At 56.9% G+C, this 22576-nt stretch carries 18 protein-coding genes; 14 read left to right on the plus strand and 4 right to left on the minus strand.

Features of this window, described 5'->3' with window-relative positions; translation table 11 throughout:
• Positions 1-232: 232 nt before the first annotated feature.
• The 8 genes from DSM3645_RS24990 (at position 233) to DSM3645_RS25025 (ending at position 7760) form a co-directional block, all read left to right on the plus strand.
• Entirely contained in the window at positions 233-868 is a 636-nt protein-coding gene (locus tag DSM3645_RS24990; RefSeq protein ID WP_040353002.1) for a ClpP family protease, read from the plus strand.
• A 51-nt stretch (positions 869-919) separates the two neighbouring features.
• Positions 920-1510 carry an ATP-dependent Clp endopeptidase proteolytic subunit ClpP gene (clpP, locus tag DSM3645_RS24995; protein ID WP_002655422.1) on the plus strand — a complete coding sequence of 197 codons (591 nt, stop codon included), beginning with the start codon at positions 920-922 and terminating at the stop codon, positions 1508-1510.
• A gap of 50 nt (positions 1511-1560) precedes the next feature.
• Positions 1561-2727: a tetratricopeptide repeat protein gene (locus DSM3645_RS25000; RefSeq protein WP_002655423.1), complete on the plus strand. Its 1167-nt coding sequence runs from the start codon at positions 1561-1563 to the stop codon at positions 2725-2727.
• A gap of 135 nt (positions 2728-2862) precedes the next feature.
• On the plus strand, positions 2863-3741 hold the full coding sequence (locus DSM3645_RS25005; protein WP_002655424.1) for a serine/threonine-protein kinase: 879 nt from the start codon (positions 2863-2865) through the stop codon (positions 3739-3741).
• Positions 3742-3873: 132 nt separating this feature from the next.
• Complete coding sequence (locus DSM3645_RS25010) at positions 3874-4071, plus strand: small basic protein (RefSeq protein ID WP_002655425.1); 198 nt, start codon at positions 3874-3876, stop codon at positions 4069-4071.
• Positions 4072-4204: 133 nt separating this feature from the next.
• Positions 4205-5476 carry a nickel-dependent lactate racemase gene (gene larA / locus DSM3645_RS25015; RefSeq protein ID WP_002655426.1) on the plus strand — a complete coding sequence of 424 codons (1272 nt, stop codon included), beginning with the start codon at positions 4205-4207 and terminating at the stop codon, positions 5474-5476.
• 186 nt (positions 5477-5662) lie between these two features.
• On the plus strand, positions 5663-6658 hold the full coding sequence (gene epmA / locus DSM3645_RS25020) for an EF-P lysine aminoacylase EpmA (protein ID WP_002655427.1): 996 nt from the start codon (positions 5663-5665) through the stop codon (positions 6656-6658).
• A 250-nt stretch (positions 6659-6908) separates the two neighbouring features.
• Positions 6909-7760: a hypothetical protein gene (locus DSM3645_RS25025; protein ID WP_002655428.1), complete on the plus strand. Its 852-nt coding sequence runs from the start codon at positions 6909-6911 to the stop codon at positions 7758-7760.
• Here the strand turns inward: DSM3645_RS25025 and DSM3645_RS31540 are convergent.
• Entirely contained in the window at positions 7739-7915 is a 177-nt protein-coding gene (locus DSM3645_RS31540; protein ID WP_154657819.1) for a hypothetical protein, read from the minus strand. The genes DSM3645_RS25025 and DSM3645_RS31540 overlap by 22 nt on opposite strands.
• Between DSM3645_RS31540 and DSM3645_RS25030 the strand changes: the two genes are divergently transcribed.
• Both DSM3645_RS25030 and DSM3645_RS25035 read left to right on the plus strand, forming a co-directional pair.
• Positions 7899-9323, plus strand: a complete 1425-nt coding sequence (locus tag DSM3645_RS25030) for a class II fumarate hydratase (protein ID WP_002655430.1) — start codon at positions 7899-7901, stop codon at positions 9321-9323. The genes DSM3645_RS31540 and DSM3645_RS25030 overlap by 17 nt on opposite strands.
• An 85-nt stretch (positions 9324-9408) precedes the next feature.
• Complete coding sequence (locus tag DSM3645_RS25035; RefSeq protein WP_002655431.1) at positions 9409-10155, plus strand: hypothetical protein; 747 nt, start codon at positions 9409-9411, stop codon at positions 10153-10155.
• Here the strand turns inward: DSM3645_RS25035 and DSM3645_RS25040 are convergent.
• From DSM3645_RS25040 to DSM3645_RS28990, 3 genes are all read right to left on the minus strand, one after another.
• Positions 10152-10601 carry a hypothetical protein gene (locus tag DSM3645_RS25040; RefSeq protein ID WP_237564932.1) on the minus strand — a complete coding sequence of 150 codons (450 nt, stop codon included), beginning with the start codon at positions 10599-10601 and terminating at the stop codon, positions 10152-10154. The two genes, DSM3645_RS25035 and DSM3645_RS25040, sit on opposite strands and share 4 nt — an antisense overlap.
• Before the next feature lie 10 nt (positions 10602-10611).
• A complete protein-coding gene (locus tag DSM3645_RS25045) occupies positions 10612-11031 on the minus strand; it encodes a DUF423 domain-containing protein (protein ID WP_040353003.1) in 420 nt (139 codons plus the stop codon).
• A gap of 140 nt (positions 11032-11171) precedes the next feature.
• Positions 11172-15179, minus strand: a complete 4008-nt coding sequence (locus DSM3645_RS28990) for a type II secretion system protein GspD (protein ID WP_161603417.1) — start codon at positions 15177-15179, stop codon at positions 11172-11174.
• A 528-nt stretch (positions 15180-15707) separates the two neighbouring features.
• On the opposite strand from DSM3645_RS28990, the gene DSM3645_RS25055 reads away from it, so the two are divergent.
• The 4 genes from DSM3645_RS25055 (at position 15708) to DSM3645_RS25070 (ending at position 22575) form a co-directional block, all read left to right on the plus strand.
• On the plus strand, positions 15708-16868 hold the full coding sequence (locus tag DSM3645_RS25055; RefSeq protein WP_116344611.1) for a transglutaminase-like domain-containing protein: 1161 nt from the start codon (positions 15708-15710) through the stop codon (positions 16866-16868).
• Positions 16869-16949: 81 nt separating this feature from the next.
• Positions 16950-18713, plus strand: coding sequence for an arylsulfatase (locus DSM3645_RS25060; RefSeq protein WP_002655437.1), 1764 nt, complete (start codon positions 16950-16952; stop codon positions 18711-18713).
• Between the two features lie 210 nt (positions 18714-18923).
• Positions 18924-19862 carry a response regulator gene (locus tag DSM3645_RS28995; protein ID WP_002655438.1) on the plus strand — a complete coding sequence of 313 codons (939 nt, stop codon included), beginning with the start codon at positions 18924-18926 and terminating at the stop codon, positions 19860-19862.
• A 28-nt stretch (positions 19863-19890) separates the two neighbouring features.
• The gene (locus DSM3645_RS25070; RefSeq protein WP_050769505.1) at positions 19891-22575 is read left to right on the plus strand and encodes a hybrid sensor histidine kinase/response regulator; all 2685 of its coding nucleotides are present in this window, start codon (positions 19891-19893) and stop codon (positions 22573-22575) included.
• The last annotated feature ends 1 nt before the right edge of the window (position 22576 follow it).

The raw sequence follows: 22576 nt of genomic DNA on the forward strand, positions 1-22576 counted from the left end.
CGGCGGATTGTGATAATTTCGCCGGCCTGCGTCAAGATGAAGTAGGTAGCGCGGCTACGAAAAGAGTGCCGGTTACGCCGACCATCGCTGTGAAAATGCGCAAGCTGACGGCGTGCTTGGGGAGATCCCACGGTTGTCTTACGACGCGACTTCGAGAAAATAGAAAACAGCCCCGCGACGCTCGTGTCGATCGGCGGGGAGCGACCCGTCTCTAGAGAAGGATCTTTGTGCAATGAACACGCCGTTTTCGGATTTTCGCTCCCCATCGGCAATGGCTTACGCCGAGTACCAACGTCAGCGTCAAATGACGCTAGGCGACATGTTGCTAGAAAATCGGATCGTCTTTCTGCAAGGCGAAATCTACGACGGCAACGCCAACGAACTGGTGATGAAGCTTTTGTATCTGCAAAGCGAGAATCGCCGGAAGCCGATTAACTTTTACATCAACTCGCCAGGCGGCAGCGTCACTGCGACGATGGCCATCTACGACACGATGAAAGTGATCTCTTGCCCGGTCTCGACCTACTGCGTAGGTTTGGCCGCATCGGGCGGAGCGGTGCTGTTGGCCGGCGGCGAAGCAGGCAAACGCTTCATTCTGCCGCACGCCAAAGTGATGATTCACCAGCCGCATGGCGGTGTCGGCGGTCAGGTTTCGGATATCGAAATCCAGGCCGACGAAATTCTCAAGACCCGTGATGTACTGAATCAGGTCTTGGCCGATCACTGCAATCAGCCGGTCGAAAAAATTGCGAAAGACACCGACCGTGACTTTTACCTAGACGCCAACGCCGCCAAGGCATACGGCATCGTCGACGAAATTTTGACCAAGCCGCTAGGCGAACCAGGCGACGAAGACGACGACAAGTAATCGCAATCGCCGCGGCTTTTATCCAGTCATCCCGAACGGAGTTTCCCTACGATGCCTTTGATTCCTTACGTCGTTGAAAAGAGCGGACGCGAAGAACGCGTCTACGACATTTATAGCCGGCTGCTGAAAGACCGAATCATCTTCCTGGGCACCCAGGTCAACGATGAAATGGCCAACTGCATTGTCGCCCAGATGTTGTTCCTGCAGTCCGAAGATCCGGCGGCAGACATCCATTTGTACGTCAACTCGCCAGGCGGCAGCGTCAGCGCCGGCATGGCGATTTACGACACAATGCAGTTTATCACCTGCGATGTGGCGACCTACTGCATCGGTCAGGCCGCGTCGATGGGCGCCGTGCTTTTGACAGCTGGCGCAGCCGGCAAGCGTCACGCATTGCCCAATGCTCGCGTCATGATTCACCAACCGTTGGCCGGCATGCAGGGGACCGCGGAAGAAATCTTGATCCATGCGACCGAGTTCAAGCGGATCAAACATCGCCTGAATGAAATCTTGATCAAGCATACCGGTCACACGATCGACCGCATTGAGAAAGATACCGATCGCGATCGTTTCATGTCGGCTGAAGAGTCGTGTGAATATGGTCTGATCGATCATGTCATCGAAAAGATGCCGGGCAAATAGGCCTGGCGTTTGCCTTGGAAAATGGCCGTGACGGCCGACTTAGTCAAGCTATGACGCAATTGCACGACACCGCGGCGACGTTTTCTGGTCGCCGCGTGGCGTTTCTTGGCAAGTTGGCCGGAATGTCACGCAAAGACGCTTCCGCCTTGCTGGCCGCCGCCGGCGCCAAAGCGGTGGAGCGTCCGACTGTCGATATTGACTTGCTGGTGATCGGCGAAAACGACTTGCCGATCTTCGGCGAAATTGATTTTCCCTCCGCCGCGATCCAACAGGCCGCGGCGGATGGACGGATCGAGATCATCCAAGAGACGACCCTCTGGGAGCGGCTGGGCCTACTCGAAACGCAGCAGCGCATCCAACGTCTTTATACGCCGGCGATGTTGGCAGATCTGCTCGGCGTCTCCAAAGCGATCATCCGCCGTTGGCAACGTCGCGGACTGATCCAGCCGGTCCGCGAAGTTCGCAAACTCCCCTATTTCGACATCCGCGAAGTCGCCACAGCGCAGCGGCTCGCCCAACTGCTCGCCGCAGGCACTTCGGCCGATCATATCGAACGACAACTCGCGTCGCTGCAAAGCTTGTCGAGTTGCGTCGATCGTCCGCTGGAGCAACTTTCGATCATCGTCGAAGGGCGCAGCGTTCTGCTTCGCCAAGGAGAAGGACTGATCGAGCCGGGGGGACAAATGCGGATCGATTTTGAAAAGCTAGAGCCCGATTGGCTTCCGGAATTGACCGAAAACGCCGTCTCGGCGCCCCGGCGGACGCCTGCGGCTCTTGTGGATCTGGCGGCCGAGTATGAAGACGCTGGTCGCTTTGACGCGGCCGTCGAAGCTTTGGAAGCCGCAGCCGCGGACATGGAAGAATCGTCCGAACTCTACTTTCAACTGGCCGAACTCTACTACCGGAGCGGCAAGGCCGAACTTGCGGTCGAACGATACGCGGCCGCGATCGACTTGGAGCCGGACTTCGTCGAAGCGCGCAGCAATCTGGCCTGCACGTTGGTCGAATTGGGCAAACTCGATGAAGCGACGACCCAATTTCAGGCCGCAATTGCGATTTATCCCGATTATTTCGACGCGCAGTATCATCTGGCCCGCTTGCTGGACCAGAGCGGACGCGGGGACGAAGCGACCGCCCATTGGGAAGCTTGCCGCTTTTTGGCGCCCGACGACGCGCTGCAGGACGAAGCGGCCGAGCGACTTGCCGCGCGGCGGTAGCGTCTCAATCTTGCCCCCGGGTCGTTCCCCACTTAAAGTGGTAAATGGAACAGACAACAGGCGCACGGCGACCAAGCCAGCGGTCGCAAATCCCGGGCGCTGCTATACCTTTCGCCGCTCTTAGGCATTGCCCTCATGAAGCTACTCGACAAGTTGGCTGCGTTCTTCAAGTCGAACCGACTCGATATTCCTGCTCGTTTTGAGCGAATTCGCGAGTCGATAACCGGCACGATGAGCGAGTTTATGGTGGTGCGCGAACACTCGACTGGTCGCGTCTACGGCCTGAAAATTCTCGACAAAGAGAAGCAGGAATTCTTCGACTCCCGTTTTGCAGGGCTCAAACGCCCTTGTGAAGGGGAAATTGCCTGTAGCATGAAACATCCCAACGTCGCCGAGGCCTACGAACATGGCCTGCTGGTCAACGGCCAGCAGTACGTGCTGATGGAAATGGTCGAGGGCCGTGGGCTGCAGGCGATGTGCAACGATCATGATCCGCACTTGGAAGGGGAACAGCTGAATCTGCTGCGGCAAATGGCGGAATCGTTGGCCTACGTTCACGATCAGGGATATATTCACCGCGATATTTGTTCCCGCAATTTCATCGTTTCTCGCGACGGAAAAACGGTGAAACTGATTGATTTTGGCCTCAGCTTGCCGGCCAAGCCCGAGTTCATGACCGCAGGCAACCGTACCGGCACCCCCAACTACATGTCGCCCGAGATCGTCCGCCGCCGACCGACCGATCAAAGATCCGATATTTTTGCTTTTGGCGTAACCGCTTACCGTCTATGCGGTTACGAGCTTCCGTGGATCGCCCAAACCGGCACCGGAAAAGATGCGCTGCAGCACGATACGATAGCGCCGCGCGATATTAAGGCGTTTCGCCCTTACATTGACCCTCGGTTGGCGAAAGCGATTCATAGCTGCATTCAGGTCAATCCGAAGGATCGCCCCCAGACGATGCGTGACTTTTTGACGTTGATCATGGGGATCAAAGAGATCGATACCCGGTAGTTTCCGTAGAGGAACTGCCGCGATTGGCCCTTGTCGCGGTCGTGGAAATCGATAAACTGGGAAGTTTCCATGCGACCAATTGACGGCTCTAGAAGATGATTCGGGCCGTTTCCCAATACCGGAGATAGAACCGTGACCATCGACAAAAGCTTGAAAGTGAAGCGCGGCGGCATTTCGTCTCGCAGCGTTTTGACCCGTGTTGAACGCCTTGAACAGATGCGTAAAGCCGGCAAATTCAATCCCGAGACTGACTCGCCGATCGGTATTCCGAAGACGCGCGTCATCAAGATCTCGATGAAAAAGAAGAAGAAGAAGGAAGAAGCGACCTAGTCGTTATCCTTCTGCAATCGCACATTCAAAAAAGCCTGGGCCGCCGCGTCCAGGCTTTTTTGTGCGCCCAGCGAATAGTGGTAGAATTCAACTTCTCCCTATTTCTCGATCCCGCCCCAGGATAGTGCCCCGCATGAAGGTCAAGTTGGAGTATGGTCGCAACGGCCTGGTCGCAGAGATCCCCGATAACGGCAATGTTCGCACGCTCGCTTACAAAGACGCTCCGCCGCTGGCCGATCCCAACGCGTCGCTACGAAAAGTCCTGACGCAACCTCATGGGACTGCGCCTCTGGCCGAACTGGCCCAAGGAAAACAGGACGCCTGCATCGTGATCTGCGACATCACGCGTCCCGTTCCCAACGAAATCATCTTGCGGCCGACGCTGGAGATCTTAGAAGCGGCCGGCATCCCTCGCGACAAGATTGTCATCCTCAACGCGACCGGGCTTCATCGTCCCAATCACGGCGAAGAACTGGTCGAGATGGTCGGGCAACACATCGTCGACAACTACCGGATCGAAAACCATTACGGCGAGAATCGGGACGAACATGCCTATCTCGGCGAAAGCCCCCACGGCGTGCCGATCTGGATCGACCGGCGCTATGTCGAAGCCGATCTAAAGATCACCGTTGGATTGATCGAGCCCCACTTCATGGCCGGTTTCTCCGGCGGGCGCAAATTGATCTGCCCCGGCATCGCCCATATCGACACGATCCGCGCCTGGCACTCGCCCCGCTTTCTGGAACATGAAAACGCGACGATGGGTTGCCTGATCGACAATCCGGTTCACATTGAGAATACCTCGATCGCCCAAACCGCTGGCTGCGACTTTATCATCAACGTGGTGATTGACGCGCATCGTCGCCCCCTAAAATTTGTCGCCGGCGACATGATCGCCGCGTTTGAAGAAGGGGTCGAGTTCGTTCGCGACGTCGTCGTCGATACGCTCGACCAAGCGGCCGACATCGTCGTCACCAGCAGCGCCGGCTATCCGTTGGATACGACCTTCTATCAGTCGGTCAAAGCGATGGTCGCCGCCGCCAAAGTGGTGAAGAAAGGGGGCACGATCATCGTCGCCGCGAGCCTTACCGAAGGGATCGGAAGTCCGCCGTTTACCTCCCTCTTCAGCCAGTACGACAGTCTCGACGCATTCATGACGGCGATCCTCGATCCTGATTGCTTTGTGATGGATCAATGGCAACTCGAAGAGTTGGCCAAAGCGGCTCGTCAGGCGAAGATTGTGATGGTTTCCGACGGCATCCCAGCCGAGCGGCTGAGTCAACTGTTTGTTGAGCCGGCGACCAGTGTCGAATCGGCGCTAGAAAGTGCACTGGCCCAACACGGCGACGACGCGTCGATTGCGGTGATTCCGAAAGGGCCTTATGTGCTGGCGCAATTGACTTAACAAGTTGCGTAGTGGGGGTGCAGCAAAAACCGCGTTTGATTTCACCATCGCCAATCGACGTAACCGGTTTGCGCAACCCACCGGAATCTGCTTGAGCGCCCGGTATTGGTGGGTTGCGCAAGCGGTGATGTTGTTCAAAATTGGTTGCTGAAAATCGCCTCTTCACCCACCCTACACGCCATTAGAATGCCTGACGATTTCTCAACTCCTGAAACTTGGCGCCCCACCTGCTCGCTTGAGAAGCTCCATGCGCGAAGCGAGCTGTTGCAGCAGGTTCGCGCGTTTTTTCTGTCGCGTGAATTTCTAGAAGTCGAAACGCCGTTGCTTTCGCACGATAGCGTGATCGATCGTCACTTGGATCCGCTCAGCGTGACGCTATTCCCCGATCCCCGTCGTCCTGAGGAAGGGAAAAAACTGTGGCTGCAAACGTCGCCCGAGTTTGGGATGAAGCGGCTGTTGGCGGCTGGCGCGACTTCGATCTTTCAAATCGGCAAAGCGTTTCGCGGCGCGGAAATGGGTGAGCGGCACAATGTCGAATTCACGATGCTCGAATGGTATCGCGTCGGCGATGGCTACGCGGCCGGACGCAAACTGCTGGCCGACTTGGCCGGCGAAGTCTTGGGCGACAAAGTCGAGATGCTGACCTATGCCGAAGCGTTCCAACAGCAGTTGGGAGTCGACCCGCATCGCGCCAGCGGCAACGAGTTACTATCGGTCGCACTGCAGAACCAAGTGCCAACGCCGGACTCGTACGACGGCTCGGATTGCGACCTGTTGCGCGAACTGTTGCTAACCGAACTGATTGAGCCCCATTTGGGCGCGACGGCCCCGACGATCTTGTACGACTATCCCGCGTCACAAGCCGCTTTGGCGCAAGTCAGCACCGACGATCCACCGATCGCCGAAAGATTTGAGCTGTATGTGCAAGGCGTAGAGCTTGCCAATGGCTATCATGAATTGCTTGACGCCGAACTTTTGCGACAGCGCAATCAGACCAACAACCAAGCTCGCGGTGAGGATGGAAAATATCGATTGCCAGAAGCAAGTCGCTTGCTGGAAGCGATGGAGTTTGGCCTGCCTGCGTGTAGCGGCACGGCGCTGGGCATGGATCGCTTATTGATGGTCAAGACCGGCGCACGGTCGCTCGCGGAAGTGTTGTCCTTTCCGATCGATCGTGCGTAAACGTCTGGCTGCGCGCCATTTGAATTTGCGATTTTTCGAACTAATGGAACACTAGCCCGCAGCGCGAGCGAGGGAAAAGGGCTGGCGATCCTAACACGGATGGAAGCGGCCAGCCGCATTCCCTCGCCGGCGGACTAGTGTCGTGATTTTTGAATTGATTTCGACGGTGTTTTTCCGTCTCAAATCCGTGGCTTCGCCGTGCTCCATTCTTGTTGTTGATCAATAAACCAAGCGTCAATGGGTCGCTCCGATGAAAAAGATTCCGATCGTCTCTCGCGAATACAAAGTGATGCTCGAACCAAAAAAGTTCGCGGATCTTGATGAGGCCGTGACTCAGTTCTGGGTGGACCTTTGCTTTTTCGCGCACGGCAACTCGCGCGACGCCGTGCAAACGTCGGCGCTGCAATTGACGAAAGAACGGGAGATCATCTTTCTCGATTCGCCGGACCATGAACTGCGGTTGCTGCATGGACATGTGCTTCGCCGACGGCAAACGTGCGGCGGCAAGATCGCCGAGTACACGCTCAAGATGCGCGGCGTCGATCGGTATGTCGCCGCTGGCGCCGATGTTGCGGCGGCGAAGAAAGTGAAGCACGAGCAAAAGTTAGAAGAAGATCTCCTGTTGCTCTCAAACGACCACGGCAGGTCGCTGATCCAACATAGTCGCTTTTCGCACAGCGGCGTCGCGATTGTCAAAAGCAGTCGCAATACGCCGACCGACGTCTCTGCGGCGGCACGGTTGTTCCCCGGGCTCAAGCAGCTTCCATGGAGCGAAAAAAAGCGGAAGCAGATTCCCCTCTGCGTGGTGAATGACTTTCGTCCTCATGAACGCGTCTATCGCGGCGCCGAGTTTGTCTTTGGCGAAAATAAGGGGGAACGCGTCATCGCGGAAGTCGCCGTGATCGTGTGGACCGCCGGCAGAGCAGGGGAGGTCATCGCCGCCGAATTTTCGTTCCGCTACGGCAATTCTCGCGAACGCTATCCGGCCGCAGCCGCGGAAATGGCGAAAGATTTTTTTGAAGCGACGGCCCAACTTTCAGCTTGGGTCCGCCCTGCCGCTCCCACCAAAACGGCGATCGCCTATGGGGCCGGCGAGAAGTAGCCCGCCACACGCGGCAGGGGAGATTTGCGTCGCCGCCGGTTTTCGGTTCCCGTCGCCAAAGGTAAGATGACGGCTATCAGGCCGAGTTTTTCTGTCGCCTGGCGATTCAGCATCCCCATCTCTTGGAAATCCGCCATCATGTCCGAATATCGCATCGAAAAAGACTCGATGGGAGACGTCAAGGTCCCCGCGAAGGCATACTACGGCGCCCAAACGCAACGGGCCGTCGAGAATTTTCCGATCTCGGGCTGGACGTTGCCGCCGGCGTTGATTCACGCGATGGGCTGGGTCAAACATGCCTGCGCCGTCGCCAATCGCGACTTGGGAAAATTGACCGGCACCGGCAAAAACCCGCTCTCCGATCCGCAGGTCAAAGCGCTGTTGGACGCCGCGATTGAAGTCCGCGAAGGAAAGCTCGACTGCGAGTTTCCGATCGACGTCTTCCAGACCGGTTCCGGCACTTCCAGCAACATGAACGTCAACGAGGTGATCTCAAATCGCGCGATCGAGATCCTCGGCGGAGACCGCTTTGTGCAGCAGAAGCCGGTTCATCCCAATGACCATGTAAACATGGGCCAAAGCACCAACGATACGTTCCCCACCGCGATCCATGTCGCCGTCGCGATGCAGATCGAAAATCATCTGCTGCCGGCGCTCGAAAATCTGCATGAATCGCTCTCTAAAAAAGCGATGGAGTGGGACAAGATCATCAAGATCGGCCGCACCCACTTGATGGACGCGACGCCGCTGCGACTGGGGCAAGAGTTCGGCGGATTCGCTCGACAGATCGAGTTGTCGATCGAACGCGCCCGCGTAGCGCAAGACGCCGTCTTGGAGCTTCCCGTCGGCGGTACGGCGGTCGGCACCGGCATCAATACGCATCCTGAATTCTCGAAACGCGTCGCCGCCGAACTAGCGACCGGCACGGGCATTCCCTTTGTCGAAGCGGTCAATCACTTTGAAGCCAACGCACAGCGTGACGGCCTGGTGCAATGCCACGGCATCTTGAAGACGATCGCCAACACGCTGTTCAACGTCTCCAACAATATCCGTTGGCTCGGCAGCGGCCCGCGCTGCGGATTTTTTGAAGTCGTGCTCCCCGATCGTCAGCCCGGCAGTTCGATCATGCCCGGCAAGGTGAACCCTGTGATGTGCGAAAGCATGATGCAGGTTTGTGCTCGGGTGATCGGCAATGACGGCACGATCACCATGAGCGGCGCCACCGGCGGTAATTTCCAATTGAACATCATGATGCCGGTCATGGGGCAGACAACGCTGGAAAGCATTCGCTTGTTGGCCTCCTCGTGCGACGCCTTTGTGGAGTTCTGCAGCGACGGACTCGAAGCGAACGAAGAAGCGTGCAACGCATCGGTCGAGCAAAGCCTGTCGATGTGCACCAGCTTGAACCCGTTGATCGGCTACGACAAAGCGGCCGCCATGGCGAAAGAAGCGTTTAAATCAGGCAAGACGATTCGCGAACTCGCGCAGGAGCAGGGCGAAATCGCCGAAACCGATCTGACCAAGGCGCTCGACCCCTGGCGCATGACCTTCCCACACGAATAATCGTTAGCCAGCTGGTTTTACCGAACCAAACGTCCCGACATACGGTAAAGAGTCATGTAACTCGACCGATTCGGGACGTTTTTTTATGCCGCTGCTGCGACAACTTGCCGTCATCTTGACGCTATTGCTAGCGGCGGCGCCGGTCTACGCAGAGCCTAGTCCGTTTTTGTCCGGCGTCGCGAAGTGGATCGCCCTGGAAAATATTCCCCCGAGCTACAGCGACGAGCGAAAATGGGGCGGTCAAAAGGATTTCACCCAAGGGGTGAAGTTCCGCGGCAGCTTTAAAGACTTTCGGGTCGAGCGCCGCAAGAAGCCGGAGAATCACGGCACTTGGAAACGGTATCACGTCCAGATCATCCATCCATCGGACGATATCCAAGTCGAAGTCGATTCGCTCGACGTCCAAGGGGACAAGATCATCACGCGACTTCGCGTCATCGTGAAAGTGACCGCCGAAGCCGAACTGCAAGAGTGGAACCGCGGCGTGCGCCTGATGGGGGTCTCGGCCGTCGCCGACGCGACGATCCGCATGACGCTCGACTGCGAAACCAAGGTCCACTGGAACACGCTCGGGCTGCTGATCTCAGGCGAGTTACAGCCGCAAGTCACCGCCGCCGATCTGACCATGCTGCAATTTGAACTCCAGCGCGTCGGTTTGGCCAATGGCCAATTGATCGAAAAGCTCGGACACGAACTCAAGGACGAAGTCGCCGCGAAGATCAAAGGCTACGAGCCCAAACTGGTCGAAAAAGCGAACCAGGCGCTCAACAAGGAGATCGCCAAAGGGCGTTTGAAGTTCGATCTAGAACAATGGGTCCGCGCGCAGTTTTAAGCCGACTCAGTCGCCTCTACCGTCTTCGCGTCTGGTTGCTTAACCAGGCTGGCTCCCAGCGCCGCGAGCGGCAGATACAGCAGCAAATCGAGATAGCCAAACCAAGCGGGATGCGGGATGTCTTGCAGATTCATATACCCGGCCGCCAGAGTCAGTAACCCAACCAGCAAAGCGGCCGAATAGCGAAAGGGGCGAGCAATTGCAGCGGCGATCCAACCCGCGACCAAACTGTGAGCGCCATGGGCCGCCAAGGCGAACAGAAACGCTCCCAGCGGCAATCCGCCGATGAACTGGGCGACGGCGGCCTGATCATTCCAGTCCAGCCCGTCCGGCGGAACATAGAACAGCAGCGACGCCAGCACGATCATCATGTTGACCAAAGAGCCGATCAAAAATCCGGCGAAGACGCCGATAATGATCCAGAAAATCGTCTTTCCATTGAGCATCGCAAACTCACTATTCTGCGTCGGAGCCATGCGGGCGAGCTTGCAGCCCTGCGACGATCAAAGCTCCCCAGCCGATCAAATAGGCCATGCCGCCAAACGGTACGATCATCGCCAGCGATTCGTTTTGGGTGAACGCCAACGCGTATAGCGTACCGGAAAAGGCCAGAATACCGGCGACAAAACACAGCGCAGAGAAGAGTGCGGCGAACCGGCCGCGATCGCTGGCCAACAGCAGCACGCCGACGCCGATCAGCGCCGTCGCATGAAACATCTGATAACGCACGCCGATTTGCAATCGTTCGCGTGGTTTCTCGACGTCGGTGATTTTCTTTGATTCGAGATGCGTCTGCAGCGAGTGATCGCCGAGTGCGCCGGCCGCGACGCCGGTCAGACCGCAGAGCGCCGCTAATACGAGAACAAACTTCGCCATCATTCCGCCCTTTAAAGAGGTAAACTGCCTGGGCTCTAGTTTACACGAAATGGGAGGGGCGCAAAAAGACGCCGCCGTAGTCGGACTACAAGAGTACGACTACGGCGGCCGGAGGTCACGCTTCTTACAATTTCTGTCGGCTAGCCGCCAATGTCGCCTAAGCCGAGTTTTTCTTCTTCTTCTTCCTGAATGATGATTCGCGGAGTCACCATCATCATCAAGCTTTGCGTCGAGCGACCGATACCAACGTTGCGGAACAAGCGGTTGATGTAAGGCAGCTTGCTCACAATCGGCACGCCCGCTTCGCGACGTTCTTCGCTCAAGCGTTTGATACCGCCCAACAGCACCGTACCGCCGTCAGGAACGCTGACCGTGGTGGTCACCGTGATAATCGAGAACTCCGGTTGTTGAACCGTCGTACCGGTCATCTGTTCTTCTTCGTTGTCGGTGGTCGTGCCGCCGTCAGCCGCATCCGGGTCTTCCACCGTCGAATCGGCTCGCGAGGAGCTCGTTCCCTCAAAGGTGAACGTGTCCACTTCGCCGATCTGACTGAACATCGGAACCAGCGTCAAGCGTACAAAGCGACGATCGGCGGAAACAACCGCTTGGACCGTTAGCGAAGTACCTTCGTTGAGCACCACGATCACCGGCTGTTGAGCCGCCGCAAAGTCGCCCACCACCGGTGTAACGCTGGTGACGAACGGACGCTGCGTCGAGTCGGTGACGAACGCCGTTTGACCGTTGAACAACGTGACCTTCGGAGCTTGCATCACGTTCGACCGCAAGTCGCTTTGTGCGGCCTGCATGACGAAGAACGCTTCAATGTCGCTCAACATGGCGAAGCCGAAGCTGCCGCCGATCGAACCTGCCGCAGCACCGAGACCGCCGATGGCAGGCACCGTATTGCCGAAGCTGTTCTGTGCGAATGACAAGTCAAGGTCGGAGGTCGGGTTACCCGTTTGATCCAAACCGATCGTAATACTCGGGCTACCGTCGCTACCACGGTTGGTGCCGATGCCGGAGGTGTTGTCTTTGATGTCGAGATCGAAGTCGATGCCGATACGTTCAAAGAAGTTGTCGTTCAACGTGATGAAGCGAACTTCGATCGTCACCTGCAAGTCTTGCAGACGTCGCAGTTGCTCCAGCAAGTCGGCGATCTTGTCATGAACCTCCTGCGTCTGGCTAACCACCAGGCTCAAGTTGGTCGCGAAAGGTGAGACGGCGCCGGGGCCGCCCAATTCTTCCCACGATTCCGGTTCGATCGTCGTGGTGATCAGCTGAATCAGCGAGTCAAAGTCGGGCTGAACGCCGCCGCCCAGACCGCCAGGACCGCCCATGCCGGGAAGCCCAAAGCTGCCCCCTTGCGGCGTGCCTGACTGAACCTGACCGCTGCCCATACCAACGCCAGGGATAAGTCCCGGCGGCAAGTTTTGCCCCAGAACTCCGCCGTTGGTATTACCGCCGCCGGCGAAGGTTCCCATGCCGTTGGCCGCCGGCAGCGATTGAACGCCGCCGTAGCCGATCGTTTCGTAGGCCGATTTCAAGGCGCCAGCCAAACCAAGGTTGTAGCTAGGCATGAAGTTCGGAATCGGAATCACAAGGTCCGCAACCTGATAAGTCTGTTGAATCATCTTGCGGCTGCGGAACGACTCGCCGGTGATTTTCAGGGCTTCCCCTTCGATCACATAAGCCAGGCGAAGCGGTTGCAGGATATGCAACAAGGCGCTTTCCAGGCGAACCGGCGTGTTCATGTTAATCGTGATTTCATGGCTCGGGGTCACCCCTTCGCTGCGCAGACCGGCTTCATCAATGATGATGTTGATCCCGACGACGCTGGCCAGCGTGTCAACGACCGTTTGCAGCGGCTGCTTGTTGAACTTCAGGTCGACCGGAGCTTTGAGAGCTTTGCGAATGCGAATCTCATCGTCGGTCATCTGAGCCGTACGAGCGTCATACTTCTTACGCGACGCGGTCAGTTCTTTCCATTGCTGAGCATCGGAGAAGGTGATCGGATTTCGGTCATCGTAAGGAATGGCCGATTCTTCAACACTCATCATCGTGTTGATAAAGCCCGATTCCTTCTTGTCCGCCAAAATCATGTTGTTGTGCATCCGACGAGCCGTCTTCGCTTTCCACAACATGTTTTGCACGATCGGTTCGTTCGGAGCAATTTCGCGAGCCTGACGCGCCAGAACTTCCGCTTCTTCCCAACGCAACTGATCCATCAGTTCGTTAAACTGATCCGTAATCTTGACCAAGCGTCCTTCAATTTCGACCTTGATTTGGCGGTTCTCGCTAATCGATTCGTCGATCGCGCGATTTTGCTCATCCAGTTCGATTTGAGCTCGGTTGATCTCGATATAGTTCTTCAGCCCTTCCGAGCTGCGATCGATGCGAGCCAGCAACTGGTCTTTCACCTTGGAATCGACCGCCGAATCGGCGACCCGTTGACGCACTTGCACCAACAACTCCAATGCGCCCTTCGGATTGCTTTCACGCATGCGGTCGGCGTTCGACTGTTCGCGAGTCACCTCTGCGAACAACTGACGCTGCAGAACTTGCTGTTCGGCGTCGACAGCTTCCAGCGGCGAAGGAGCGCTGCTGGTCTGCTGAACTTCTCGGCCAAGCGGCTGCGTGCTGTAGCGTAAGTAGTCTTGCAAACGCTGACGGCTTTGCGGATCGAGCGAATCTTTATGCTTCCAGGCCGCCTCAAACATTTGGCGAGCACGAACCTTGTCTCCCATCTTCAGAGCGAGTTCGCCGTCTCCCATCAATTGGAAGCCCGGGTTTTCGCCGCCTGCGTTCCATTCGGCGTTCATGTTGGCGCCGGCGGGAACGTTGCGAGATTCGTCAAATTCAGGTTGATAGATGCTTTGCGAACCGGCGAATCCGGCGGTCGCTTCGCCCGAAGCCTGGCGAACGCCGCCGCGGGCGCGATCCAGCTCCATCATCATAATTTCAGGACGCAGATCGCCTGCGACATATTCGCGAGGATTAACCCGAATGCCTTTGGACTGTTCAAAGTACATTTCGGCGGCGGCCAGGTTGCCCCCGTCCATCGCAGCTTTGGCCTGCGCCAAAACGGCTTGCTGTTGATCGTGAGCCGAAGCACCGGCCGGCACATTGGCGGGCGGAAGGTTTCGCATTGGAGCGGCGCCGACGTTCTGCGAACGACGCGCAATTTCGCTCTTCAACTGATCCGGCGTAAAGCGAGCTTCGCTGTAGTCGCCTCCCAACTGTTCGGCCTGGCGAATCAATCGCTCGGCGTCACCCATTTGATCGTAAGCGATCAGACCGGCCGCTTGCTCCAGCATGACGGCCGAGAACATCTTGCCTGCCTGCGGTCCCGGAGGATTTCGGAAAACCGTTTCGGTGCGATGAATCAGCTCGTCAATCTTCTCCGGAGAATCTTGACCAGCCGGGAAGATCACTCCCAGGCTGCGAGCCTGATCAACCAGGCGGCGTGCGACCGCCATGTTGCTGCGAGCGAGTTCGAGTCGTGCATCCAACATCAACTTTTTCGCGGCGTCTGGGCCGGACGATTGAAAGCTGCTGGGGCCAAACTGATTGGCGTAAGGATTGTCAACCGAAGAGGGCGCGGCGACCGGCGGAGTTCGCGTTGGTGCGCTTTGCGGCATGAGCATGCTCGGCTGAATGCCGGCGGTGATCAGGTCTTCGCGAAGACGCTCGGTGTCGTAGGCGCCGGGAGCGAACTTGAAGTCCAGCTTGGCGGCCTTGTGGTACAGTTCGACCGCGGCCAGCGATTGGCCATTGGCCAAAGCGGTGCGAGCCTGACCGATCAAGGTCTCCGCTTCCAATTGAGGATTGCCTCGCATGGCGGCGGTTAGCTCGTTTTGCCCCGGCAGTTTTGCGAAGCGTAACTCCTCCAGCGCGGCTTTCGCCTTCGCAGGAGTGTCGCGAAACTTGTCATACAGAGGATCGTTCGGCGTCTGGAACTGCGAAGCGCCGTTAATTAACGACTCCGCTTGATCCAAGTCGCCGTGCCGCATCGCCTGACGAGCATCGCGAAGCATTTCTTGCTGTTTTCGCAGGTCGACTTGATTGCCGAAATCCTGCGCCATGGCGTTGGACCACATTAAAGCGGTCACGACCAGGCAATACGTCAACGATTTCACGGCGGAATTCAACGCGACTCTCCTTGTCTGATTGAAATGATTGTGGCGTTCAACCGCCCGCCAAATCATCTGAGGAATTCCATTTTCCATCTGTTTATCTCACGCCCCCAAGTGCGACTTGCTTTCCGTCCCGCAACATCCGGCAAATCGGCCCATTTCCCACCGTCGCAGATCCACGCGGATCTCGACGACCGACGGAACGTTTCCGTACGGGTCCTGGTAGCGGTGGGGTTAAATACGGATTATCTCCAACCACGTCAAGCTCAACTTCTGCGCAATCGGTACAAATTCCCGCGCAGTTGACGACGAGGTTGCTAGCAAATATCTGGGCCCATTTCCGGCGCCCAGCATTCGCCGCAGGTAAATACCGGCGATCCGCAATACAGCACAAGGGCAGTTTCCTCGATTTTTGCGTTGGCTGATCGCGGCGATGATTTCCAGGCATGCGGAAGGTTCGCTCCGTTTGAAGCGAATTGCGGCGATGACTACAATGATCGTTTGAATGTTTCTTTGTCACGCGACCGCCTAGAGTCTCTCCTTATGCGGAATTTCATCTTTCTATTCACGCTGGTCTTCTCTCTGGTTTCCGCCGCCGCGGCGGCGGAGCCAACTCCATCTCGCGTCGCTCTCGATCCCGCCCAGCCGTATCAAGCCGATCGTCGTGAACCGGTGGAGTACGATGTCGATTTTTCGATCGTCGTGACTCCGCCGTATCACACGCACAAGTTGAAGGTCTGGGTTCCGATTCCACCGACAAACAACGGTCAAAAAGTTGGAACAAGCGACTGGTCCACCTTTCCGTTAGAAGTCGCTCCGACGATCCACGTCGAACCGAAATATGGCAACAAGTTCGCCTACTTTGAATTCGATGATCCTCACGGCGCCCAAATCATTCGCCATCGCTTCCACGCCCAGGTTTGGCAATTGGACTGGAAGATCAATCCGCAACAGATACGCTCGATCGACACTTGGCCGGATGCTTTCACGCGTTATCGCAGCGGTGAAACTCAGGCGGTTGTCGTTGATCCGCGATTCAATCAGCTCGTTACGCAAATTCTTCCGACTCCCGGCAATCCGTTGGAGAACATGGGAACGGTGATGGACTACGTGATTCGTGACTTTCAGTACGACCACGTTAACGCTTCCCTCCAGGCAAGTTCGCTACACGCACTGGCCCATCACCACGGTCACTGCAGCGACTATCACGGCTTCTGCGCCTCGCTGGGCAGGGCGCTTGGCTATCCGACGCGCGTCACCTATGGGATTTCGCTCTTCCCGAAGAATTCGCCGTCGCATTGCAAGCTCGAAACTTATCTGCCTCCGTATGGCTGGGTTAGTTTCGATGTTTCGGAAACGCAGAAGTTGCTCGCTGCGATCAAGCAAGACGAAACGTTAAGCGTGGAGGGACGAGATCAATTGCTCGCTGCGGCCAAATCACGACTGATGAGCGGGTTTCGTGAGAATACGTGGCTAATGCAAACCCAAGGAACGGACTACGAATTGGCGCCAAAGGGAATTGGCCGCGTCCCAGTCGTTCGCACCGCCTATGTCGAAGCGGACGGCGTTGCGCTGCCGGAGCCGGATCCGGCGAATCGCGAAAAGCGGGAGTTTGCTTGGATGACGGCTCACAAGTATCGCGCGGACCGCTCGATCACCAATGCGTTCAAAGATCGGGAAACGCTGAACGCCTACATCAAGTAGCGAAGCGGCGGTGCGTGCAATGGCGTTTCTTTCTGGGTAAACTAGACATAAATTCCCCGCCTCCATTTCGATCGACGCCTTATGAACGCCCGCCTCATTTTCGCGACGCTGTCTCTCTTACTCACCCTTACTTCGTGGAGCCAGGCGGAGCGGCGTCCGAACGTCGTCGTCTTTCTGGCCGACGATCAAGGCTGGGGAGACCTGAGCTATCAGGGCAATCAGAATCTGGCGACCCCCAACATCGACGCGATCGCCCAGCAAGGCGCCTCGTTCGATTGGTTCTACGTTTGCAGCTTATGCGCACCGACGCGCGCCGAGTTTTTGACGGCGCGATTTCATGCCCGCGGCGGCGTTCGCGGCGTTTCGACCGGTCAAGAACGTCTGAACGTGGATGAACAAACGTTTGTCGAAGCGTTTCGAGATGCTGGTTACGCGACCGCTGCATTTGGCAAATGGCACAATGGAACGCAGTTTCCCTATCATCCGAACGCGCGAGGATTTGATGAGTTCTGCGGGTTTTGCTCTGGACATTGGGGCAACTACTTTGATCCGTTGCTCGAGCACAATAACCAACTGATCCGCGGCGAGGGGTTTATCGTCGATGATCTGACCAATCGCGCCATCCAGTTCATCGAGCGCCATCAAGACGAACCGTTCTTGTGTTACGTGCCGTTTAATACGCCTCACTCGCCGATGCAGGTTCCCGACAAGTTTTACGACAAATTCGCCGACGTCGACTTCGAGATGAAAAATCGTGATCCCCAGAAAGAAGACCTGGCGATGACCCGCGCCGCTCTGGCGATGTGCGAAAACATCGATTGGAATGTCGGCCGCGTCTTGCAGAAGCTCGATGACCTAAAACTGACCGACGACACCATCGTGGTCTATTTCTCGGACAATGGTCCCAACAGCTGGCGCTGGAACGGCGGGATGAAGGGGCGCAAGGGTTCGACCGATGAAGGAGGCGTTCGCTCTCCTCTCTTCATTCGCTGGCCCAAGCACATCTCCGCCGGACTCAAGATTGAGCAAGTCGCCGGAGCCATCGATCTGGGACCAACCCTGGCCGACCTGGCAGGCGTCAAGTTTCAGCCCCAGAAGCGGCTCGATGGTCGTAGTCTCTCGCCGCTGCTGTTGGATCAGCAGCAAGAATTGCCCGAACGTCTCCTGTTTTCGATCCCCATTAAGAAATGGAAAAACGTCAGCGTCCGCTCTCAGCGATTTCGGCTTGATGCGGCAGGCCGTCTCTACGAGATCGCCAATGATATCGGCCAACGGACGGATGTCGCCGCGCAATACCCAGACGCGGTTCGCGAATTAACGAAGGCCGCTGCGCAGTTCCGCAGCGAAATCGCGGCGCAGATGGACGCCGAAACGCGACCGTTTACTGTCGGTTTTGCGCAGCTTACGCAGTTGCCAGCCAGAGACGGCAAACCGCACGGAAATATTCGTCGCAGCGCACCAGCGCCCAATTGTTCGTACTTTACCGGTTGGAAGAATGCGGACGATAAAATGACTTGGGATATTGAGATCGGTCAAGCCGGCAAATACGAGCCGATTGTCTACTACGCCGCCCCCAAGAGCGTCGTAGGCACGACGCTGCAATTAAGCTTCGTAGGACAAACTTCGACCGGCGAGATCCGTGCGCCGCATGATCCGCCTGCCTATGGCCCCGAACTGGATCGCGCATCGCGCGGCAGTGAATCTCCAGTAAAAGACTTCACTCCGCTCTCGTTAGGGATCCTAGAACTGCCGGCAGGGACCGGCGAGCTGACCCTTTCGGCGCCGGAACTGACCTCCAGCCAAGGGCCCGAAATCCGAATGCTGTTGCTGCGCCGAATTCCCTGATCTTCGCAAAGTCCCGCGAACTTCAGCTTTCTCCTGATCGCATGCGCGATCCCCACGGTCGGACGAATCACTACGACCGAATGCCCTTGCGCGAATTCCCTGACCAGCTCGTGCGTTGCAAGTTGAAAACCAAGTTCTATATTTCCCGAGCCTCGATAACCGAGCTGACGGCGGGACTTCGCACCAGGGGCAAAATCGCGGTGAAATGGCATGAACGCAAACGACCAACGCATCCTACATATCGACGATGATCCGGCGATCACGCGGGTGATGCAGGCGCGTCTAGCGCAGCATGGCTACGCCGTCGATGAATTGCATGACCCGACCTGCTGGCGCGGCGCGCTGGTGAACGGCGGATATCGCGTTGTCATTCTCGACATCGAAATGCCGCAACTCAGCGGTCTCGAAGTCCTGCAACAAATCAAACAATTCGATATCGGCGTCGCTGTCATCATTTTGACCGGCCAGGTGAAGATGAACCTGGTGTTTGAGGCGCTGGGCTACGGCGCAGAATTCTGCTTGTTCAAACCGGCGAACGAATTGCGCCAGATTCTTGAGGCGCTCGAAGCCTCCTTCTCTCGAATCGATCATTGGCGATCGGCTGCGGCTCACGCCGCTCGCCAGATACGAATCCAGAAGAAGACTTCAGAAATCAAATCCAAATTGAAAGCGAACGTCACCGTTTCGCCGTCCCTCGTCGGACAGTTGCCAGGCAGTTTTGAGTGGAGCAAGTTCGAGGACTATCTCGTTTCGCGCGGCGCTATAACGCTGGAGAAGCTGAAGATCGCACGCACCGCTTACGCTCGATCGGTCAAGCCAATCGGCCAGATCGCTTTGCAAAACCGCTATCTCGGAGTCGCCGGACTGATGCAAGTTCTCGAACGACAAGCCGATACGCAGGCAATGTTCGGAGAAACGGCGATTGAACTCAAATTGCTGACGCACGAACAGGTCGAAGACTTGTTGGAAAAGCAGAAGCATCTTTCTACGACCCCGCAAGATGCGATTTTTACGGTCGGCGCGATGACGCCGGTCAACTTGAATCGCTATCTCGCGGAATACCTACGAGAAATGGAAGCGTCTTCTTCCTGGGCGGTTCCATCGCCGGAGACGACCGACCATCCCCACCAAGTCACGGCGACTCTGTAGTCCCCCACGGTTCAGGAGCACAGGTTTGATGATGTACGAAGACAATGAGCTAGTCGCAGAGTTCGTAATCGAATCGAACGAGCATCTCGCGAACGTCGAGTCGCAGCTGCTCGCGATCGAAGCCGGCGGAGCCAGCGTCGACGTCGATCTAGTGAACACGGTCTTTCGTGCGATCCATTCGATCAAAGGCGCCGCCGGTTTTTTGGGGCTGCGCAACATCAATGACTTGTCGCACAGTCTGGAAAACGTGCTCAACAAGCTCCGCAATCTAGAGCTCGTTCCCAACTCGGCGATGACCGATGTCATGCTTCGCGCATCGGATCAGCTGCGATCGATGATCAACGACATCGACAACTCGAACAACATGCCGATCGCCGATTTCGTCGAACAGCTTGACCAGATCGCAGTCGGCGGTGCGCCGACCGCCGCAGCAACGGTCACAGAAACCGTAGCCACGACAGCGGCTGTCGACGAAGCTGCGCCCATCGAAATCGCACCGCCCACGCCGGTCGCCGAGACGCCCCCGGTTGTCGCCGAACCGGCCCCGATCGCGAAAGCGGCGAGCGAAGAACATCGCCCGGAAGTTTCGGCCAATGTGGAAGCGAACATTCGTGTTCCGGTTAGCGTGCTTGATCGGCTGATGAATCTGACCGGCGAACTCGTTCTTTGCCGCAACCAGGTGATTCAAGCGATCTCCTGCCGGAACGACTCTGGCCTCGAAGCCGTCGCATCGGGTCTCGATCAGGTCACCAGCGAACTGCAAGACGCCGTGATGCAAACGCGGATGCAGCCGATTGGTTCGGTCTTCAATCGCTTTATCCGAGTCGTTCGCGATCTGGGCGCCAAACTTGGCAAAGAATGCAATCTGCAGATCGACGGCAAAGAAGTTGAAGTCGACAAGTCGATTATCGAAGCGATCGGCGATCCGATGACCCACTTGATCCGTAACTCGATGGATCATGGGCTGGAAACCCCGCAAAAACGAGTCGCAGCCGACAAAAGCCCGAGCGGGCAAATCAACCTTCGCGCCTACCATCAAGCAGGCAAGGTCCGCATCGAGATCGAAGATGACGGCCAAGGCATCAACCCAGCGATCCTGAAAGAAAAAGCGGTCAGTAAAGGCGTAATCACGCAAGACCAGGCCGATCAGATGAGCGATCGCGATGCGGTTCGCTTGATCTTCCACGCCGGCTTTTCGACCGCAGAAAAGTTGACCGATGTCAGCGGACGCGGCGTCGGCATGGATGTCGTTCGCAGCAACATCGAGAAACTCGGCGGCACGGTAGACGTCGAATCGACGATCGGCCGCGGAACCAACATCTTGATCACGTTGCCGCTGACGCTGGCGATCATCCCGTCGCTGATTGTGGAGTCTTGCGGCAATCGATTCGCGATTCCGCAAGCCAATATTTCGGAACTGGTTCGCATTCGATCCGACGACGAGCATCGCTTGACTCGCGTCAAAGGGGTCGAAATGCTCCGACTTCGCGGTTCGTTGCTGCCGATCGTCCGCATGAAGCAGATTTTGAACTTAGCGAACGAAGAAGCGGTGACCACTTCGAGCAGCATCATCGTCGTTGAGACAGGACGCGCCCGCTACGGCTTAGCGGTCGATGGTCTGCACGATTCGGAAGAAATCGTCGTCAAACCGCTGGGTCGTCACTTGCGTAGTTGCAAATGTCTTTCCGGCGCTACGATCCTGGGCGATGGGCACATCGCGTTGATCCTGGACGTTTCCGGCATCGGCGCCGAGGCGAAACTCGATCTGACCGATCAAAGTGATCTCGAAGCGAAACGGATCCAGGAAGACCTGCACGCCGGCGAAGAATCGCAAACGTTGTTGATGTTCACGAATCATCCGCAAGAACACTTCGCCATCCCGATGGGCGTCGTTCTTCGCGTCGAACGGATTCGAGCCGATCAGATCGATACGGTCGGCGGCCTAGAAGTGTTGCAATATCGCGGCGCATCGCTGCCGGTCATGCGATTGGAAGACAATATCAACGCCCAACCGGCGCCTACCGATCTGAAAAGCGTGTTCGTCGTGATCTTCGATATCAATGGTTACGAGGTCGGCTTGATCGCGCCGCAACTGAAGGACATTCAAAACGTCTCGATGCACATCGATGCGACGACCTTCCGCGAAACGGGCGTCTGCGGCTCGTTCGTGCTCGAAGACCAGGCGATTCGGTTGCTCGACGTCTTCAAGATTGTCGAGAAGCATCGCCCTGAATGGTTCGAGCATCATAAGGTCGCGGCCGAAACTCGCTCGCACGATCCGCTGGTCCTGCTGGCCGAAGACTCCGACTTCTTCCGACGTCAAGTGAAGAGCTCCCTGGAAGACGCCGGCTTCCAAGTAGTCGACGCCGAAGATGGTCAAGCCGCTTGGGACACGTTGCAACGAGGCGAATTCGCCTTTGACTTGATCGTCACCGACATCGAAATGCCGCGCATGAACGGCTTTGAGTTTTCTCGCAAGGTCCGCAACTCGGAAAAGTGGAAGGACATGCCGATCATCGCTCTGACTTCGCTCGCCTCTGACGAACATCGGCGCGAAGGTGAAGCAGCCGGCATCAACGATTATCAAATCAAGATGGATCGCGAACGCCTGTTGTCATCGGTCTCTCGACTGACGCAGACCGACGTGGAGACGCTTCGCCGTCAAGCGATGCGTGAGGGTACTACTCGAGAACTGTCAACCGCGGGAGTCTAAT

The organism is Blastopirellula marina DSM 3645, assembly GCF_000153105.1.
GTDB classification, from domain to species: domain Bacteria; phylum Planctomycetota; class Planctomycetia; order Pirellulales; family Pirellulaceae; genus Blastopirellula; species Blastopirellula marina.

What these genes read in the sequence shown, in the direction of transcription:
- DSM3645_RS24990 (WP_040353002.1), top strand. Translation starts at nt 233, where the DNA reads ATGAACACGCCGTTTTCGGATTTTCGCTCCCCATCGGCAATGGCTTAC.
- clpP (WP_002655422.1), top strand. Translation starts at nt 920, where the DNA reads ATGCCTTTGATTCCTTACGTCGTTGAAAAGAGCGGACGCGAAGAACGC.
- DSM3645_RS25000 (WP_002655423.1), top strand. Translation starts at nt 1,561, where the DNA reads ATGACGCAATTGCACGACACCGCGGCGACGTTTTCTGGTCGCCGCGTG.
- DSM3645_RS25005 (WP_002655424.1), top strand. Translation starts at nt 2,863, where the DNA reads ATGAAGCTACTCGACAAGTTGGCTGCGTTCTTCAAGTCGAACCGACTC.
- larA (WP_002655426.1), top strand. Translation starts at nt 4,205, where the DNA reads ATGAAGGTCAAGTTGGAGTATGGTCGCAACGGCCTGGTCGCAGAGATC.
- epmA (WP_002655427.1), top strand. Translation starts at nt 5,663, where the DNA reads ATGCCTGACGATTTCTCAACTCCTGAAACTTGGCGCCCCACCTGCTCG.
- DSM3645_RS25025 (WP_002655428.1), top strand. Translation starts at nt 6,909, where the DNA reads ATGAAAAAGATTCCGATCGTCTCTCGCGAATACAAAGTGATGCTCGAA.
- DSM3645_RS25030 (WP_002655430.1), top strand. Translation starts at nt 7,899, where the DNA reads ATGTCCGAATATCGCATCGAAAAAGACTCGATGGGAGACGTCAAGGTC.
- DSM3645_RS31540 (WP_154657819.1), bottom strand. Translation starts at nt 7,915, where the DNA reads ATGCGATATTCGGACATGATGGCGGATTTCCAAGAGATGGGGATGCTG.
- DSM3645_RS25035 (WP_002655431.1), top strand. Translation starts at nt 9,409, where the DNA reads ATGCCGCTGCTGCGACAACTTGCCGTCATCTTGACGCTATTGCTAGCG.
- DSM3645_RS25040 (WP_237564932.1), bottom strand. Translation starts at nt 10,601, where the DNA reads ATGCTCAATGGAAAGACGATTTTCTGGATCATTATCGGCGTCTTCGCC.
- DSM3645_RS25045 (WP_040353003.1), bottom strand. Translation starts at nt 11,031, where the DNA reads ATGGCGAAGTTTGTTCTCGTATTAGCGGCGCTCTGCGGTCTGACCGGC.
- DSM3645_RS25055 (WP_116344611.1), top strand. Translation starts at nt 15,708, where the DNA reads ATGCGGAATTTCATCTTTCTATTCACGCTGGTCTTCTCTCTGGTTTCC.
- DSM3645_RS25060 (WP_002655437.1), top strand. Translation starts at nt 16,950, where the DNA reads ATGAACGCCCGCCTCATTTTCGCGACGCTGTCTCTCTTACTCACCCTT.
- DSM3645_RS28995 (WP_002655438.1), top strand. Translation starts at nt 18,924, where the DNA reads ATGAACGCAAACGACCAACGCATCCTACATATCGACGATGATCCGGCG.
- DSM3645_RS25070 (WP_050769505.1), top strand. Translation starts at nt 19,891, where the DNA reads ATGATGTACGAAGACAATGAGCTAGTCGCAGAGTTCGTAATCGAATCG.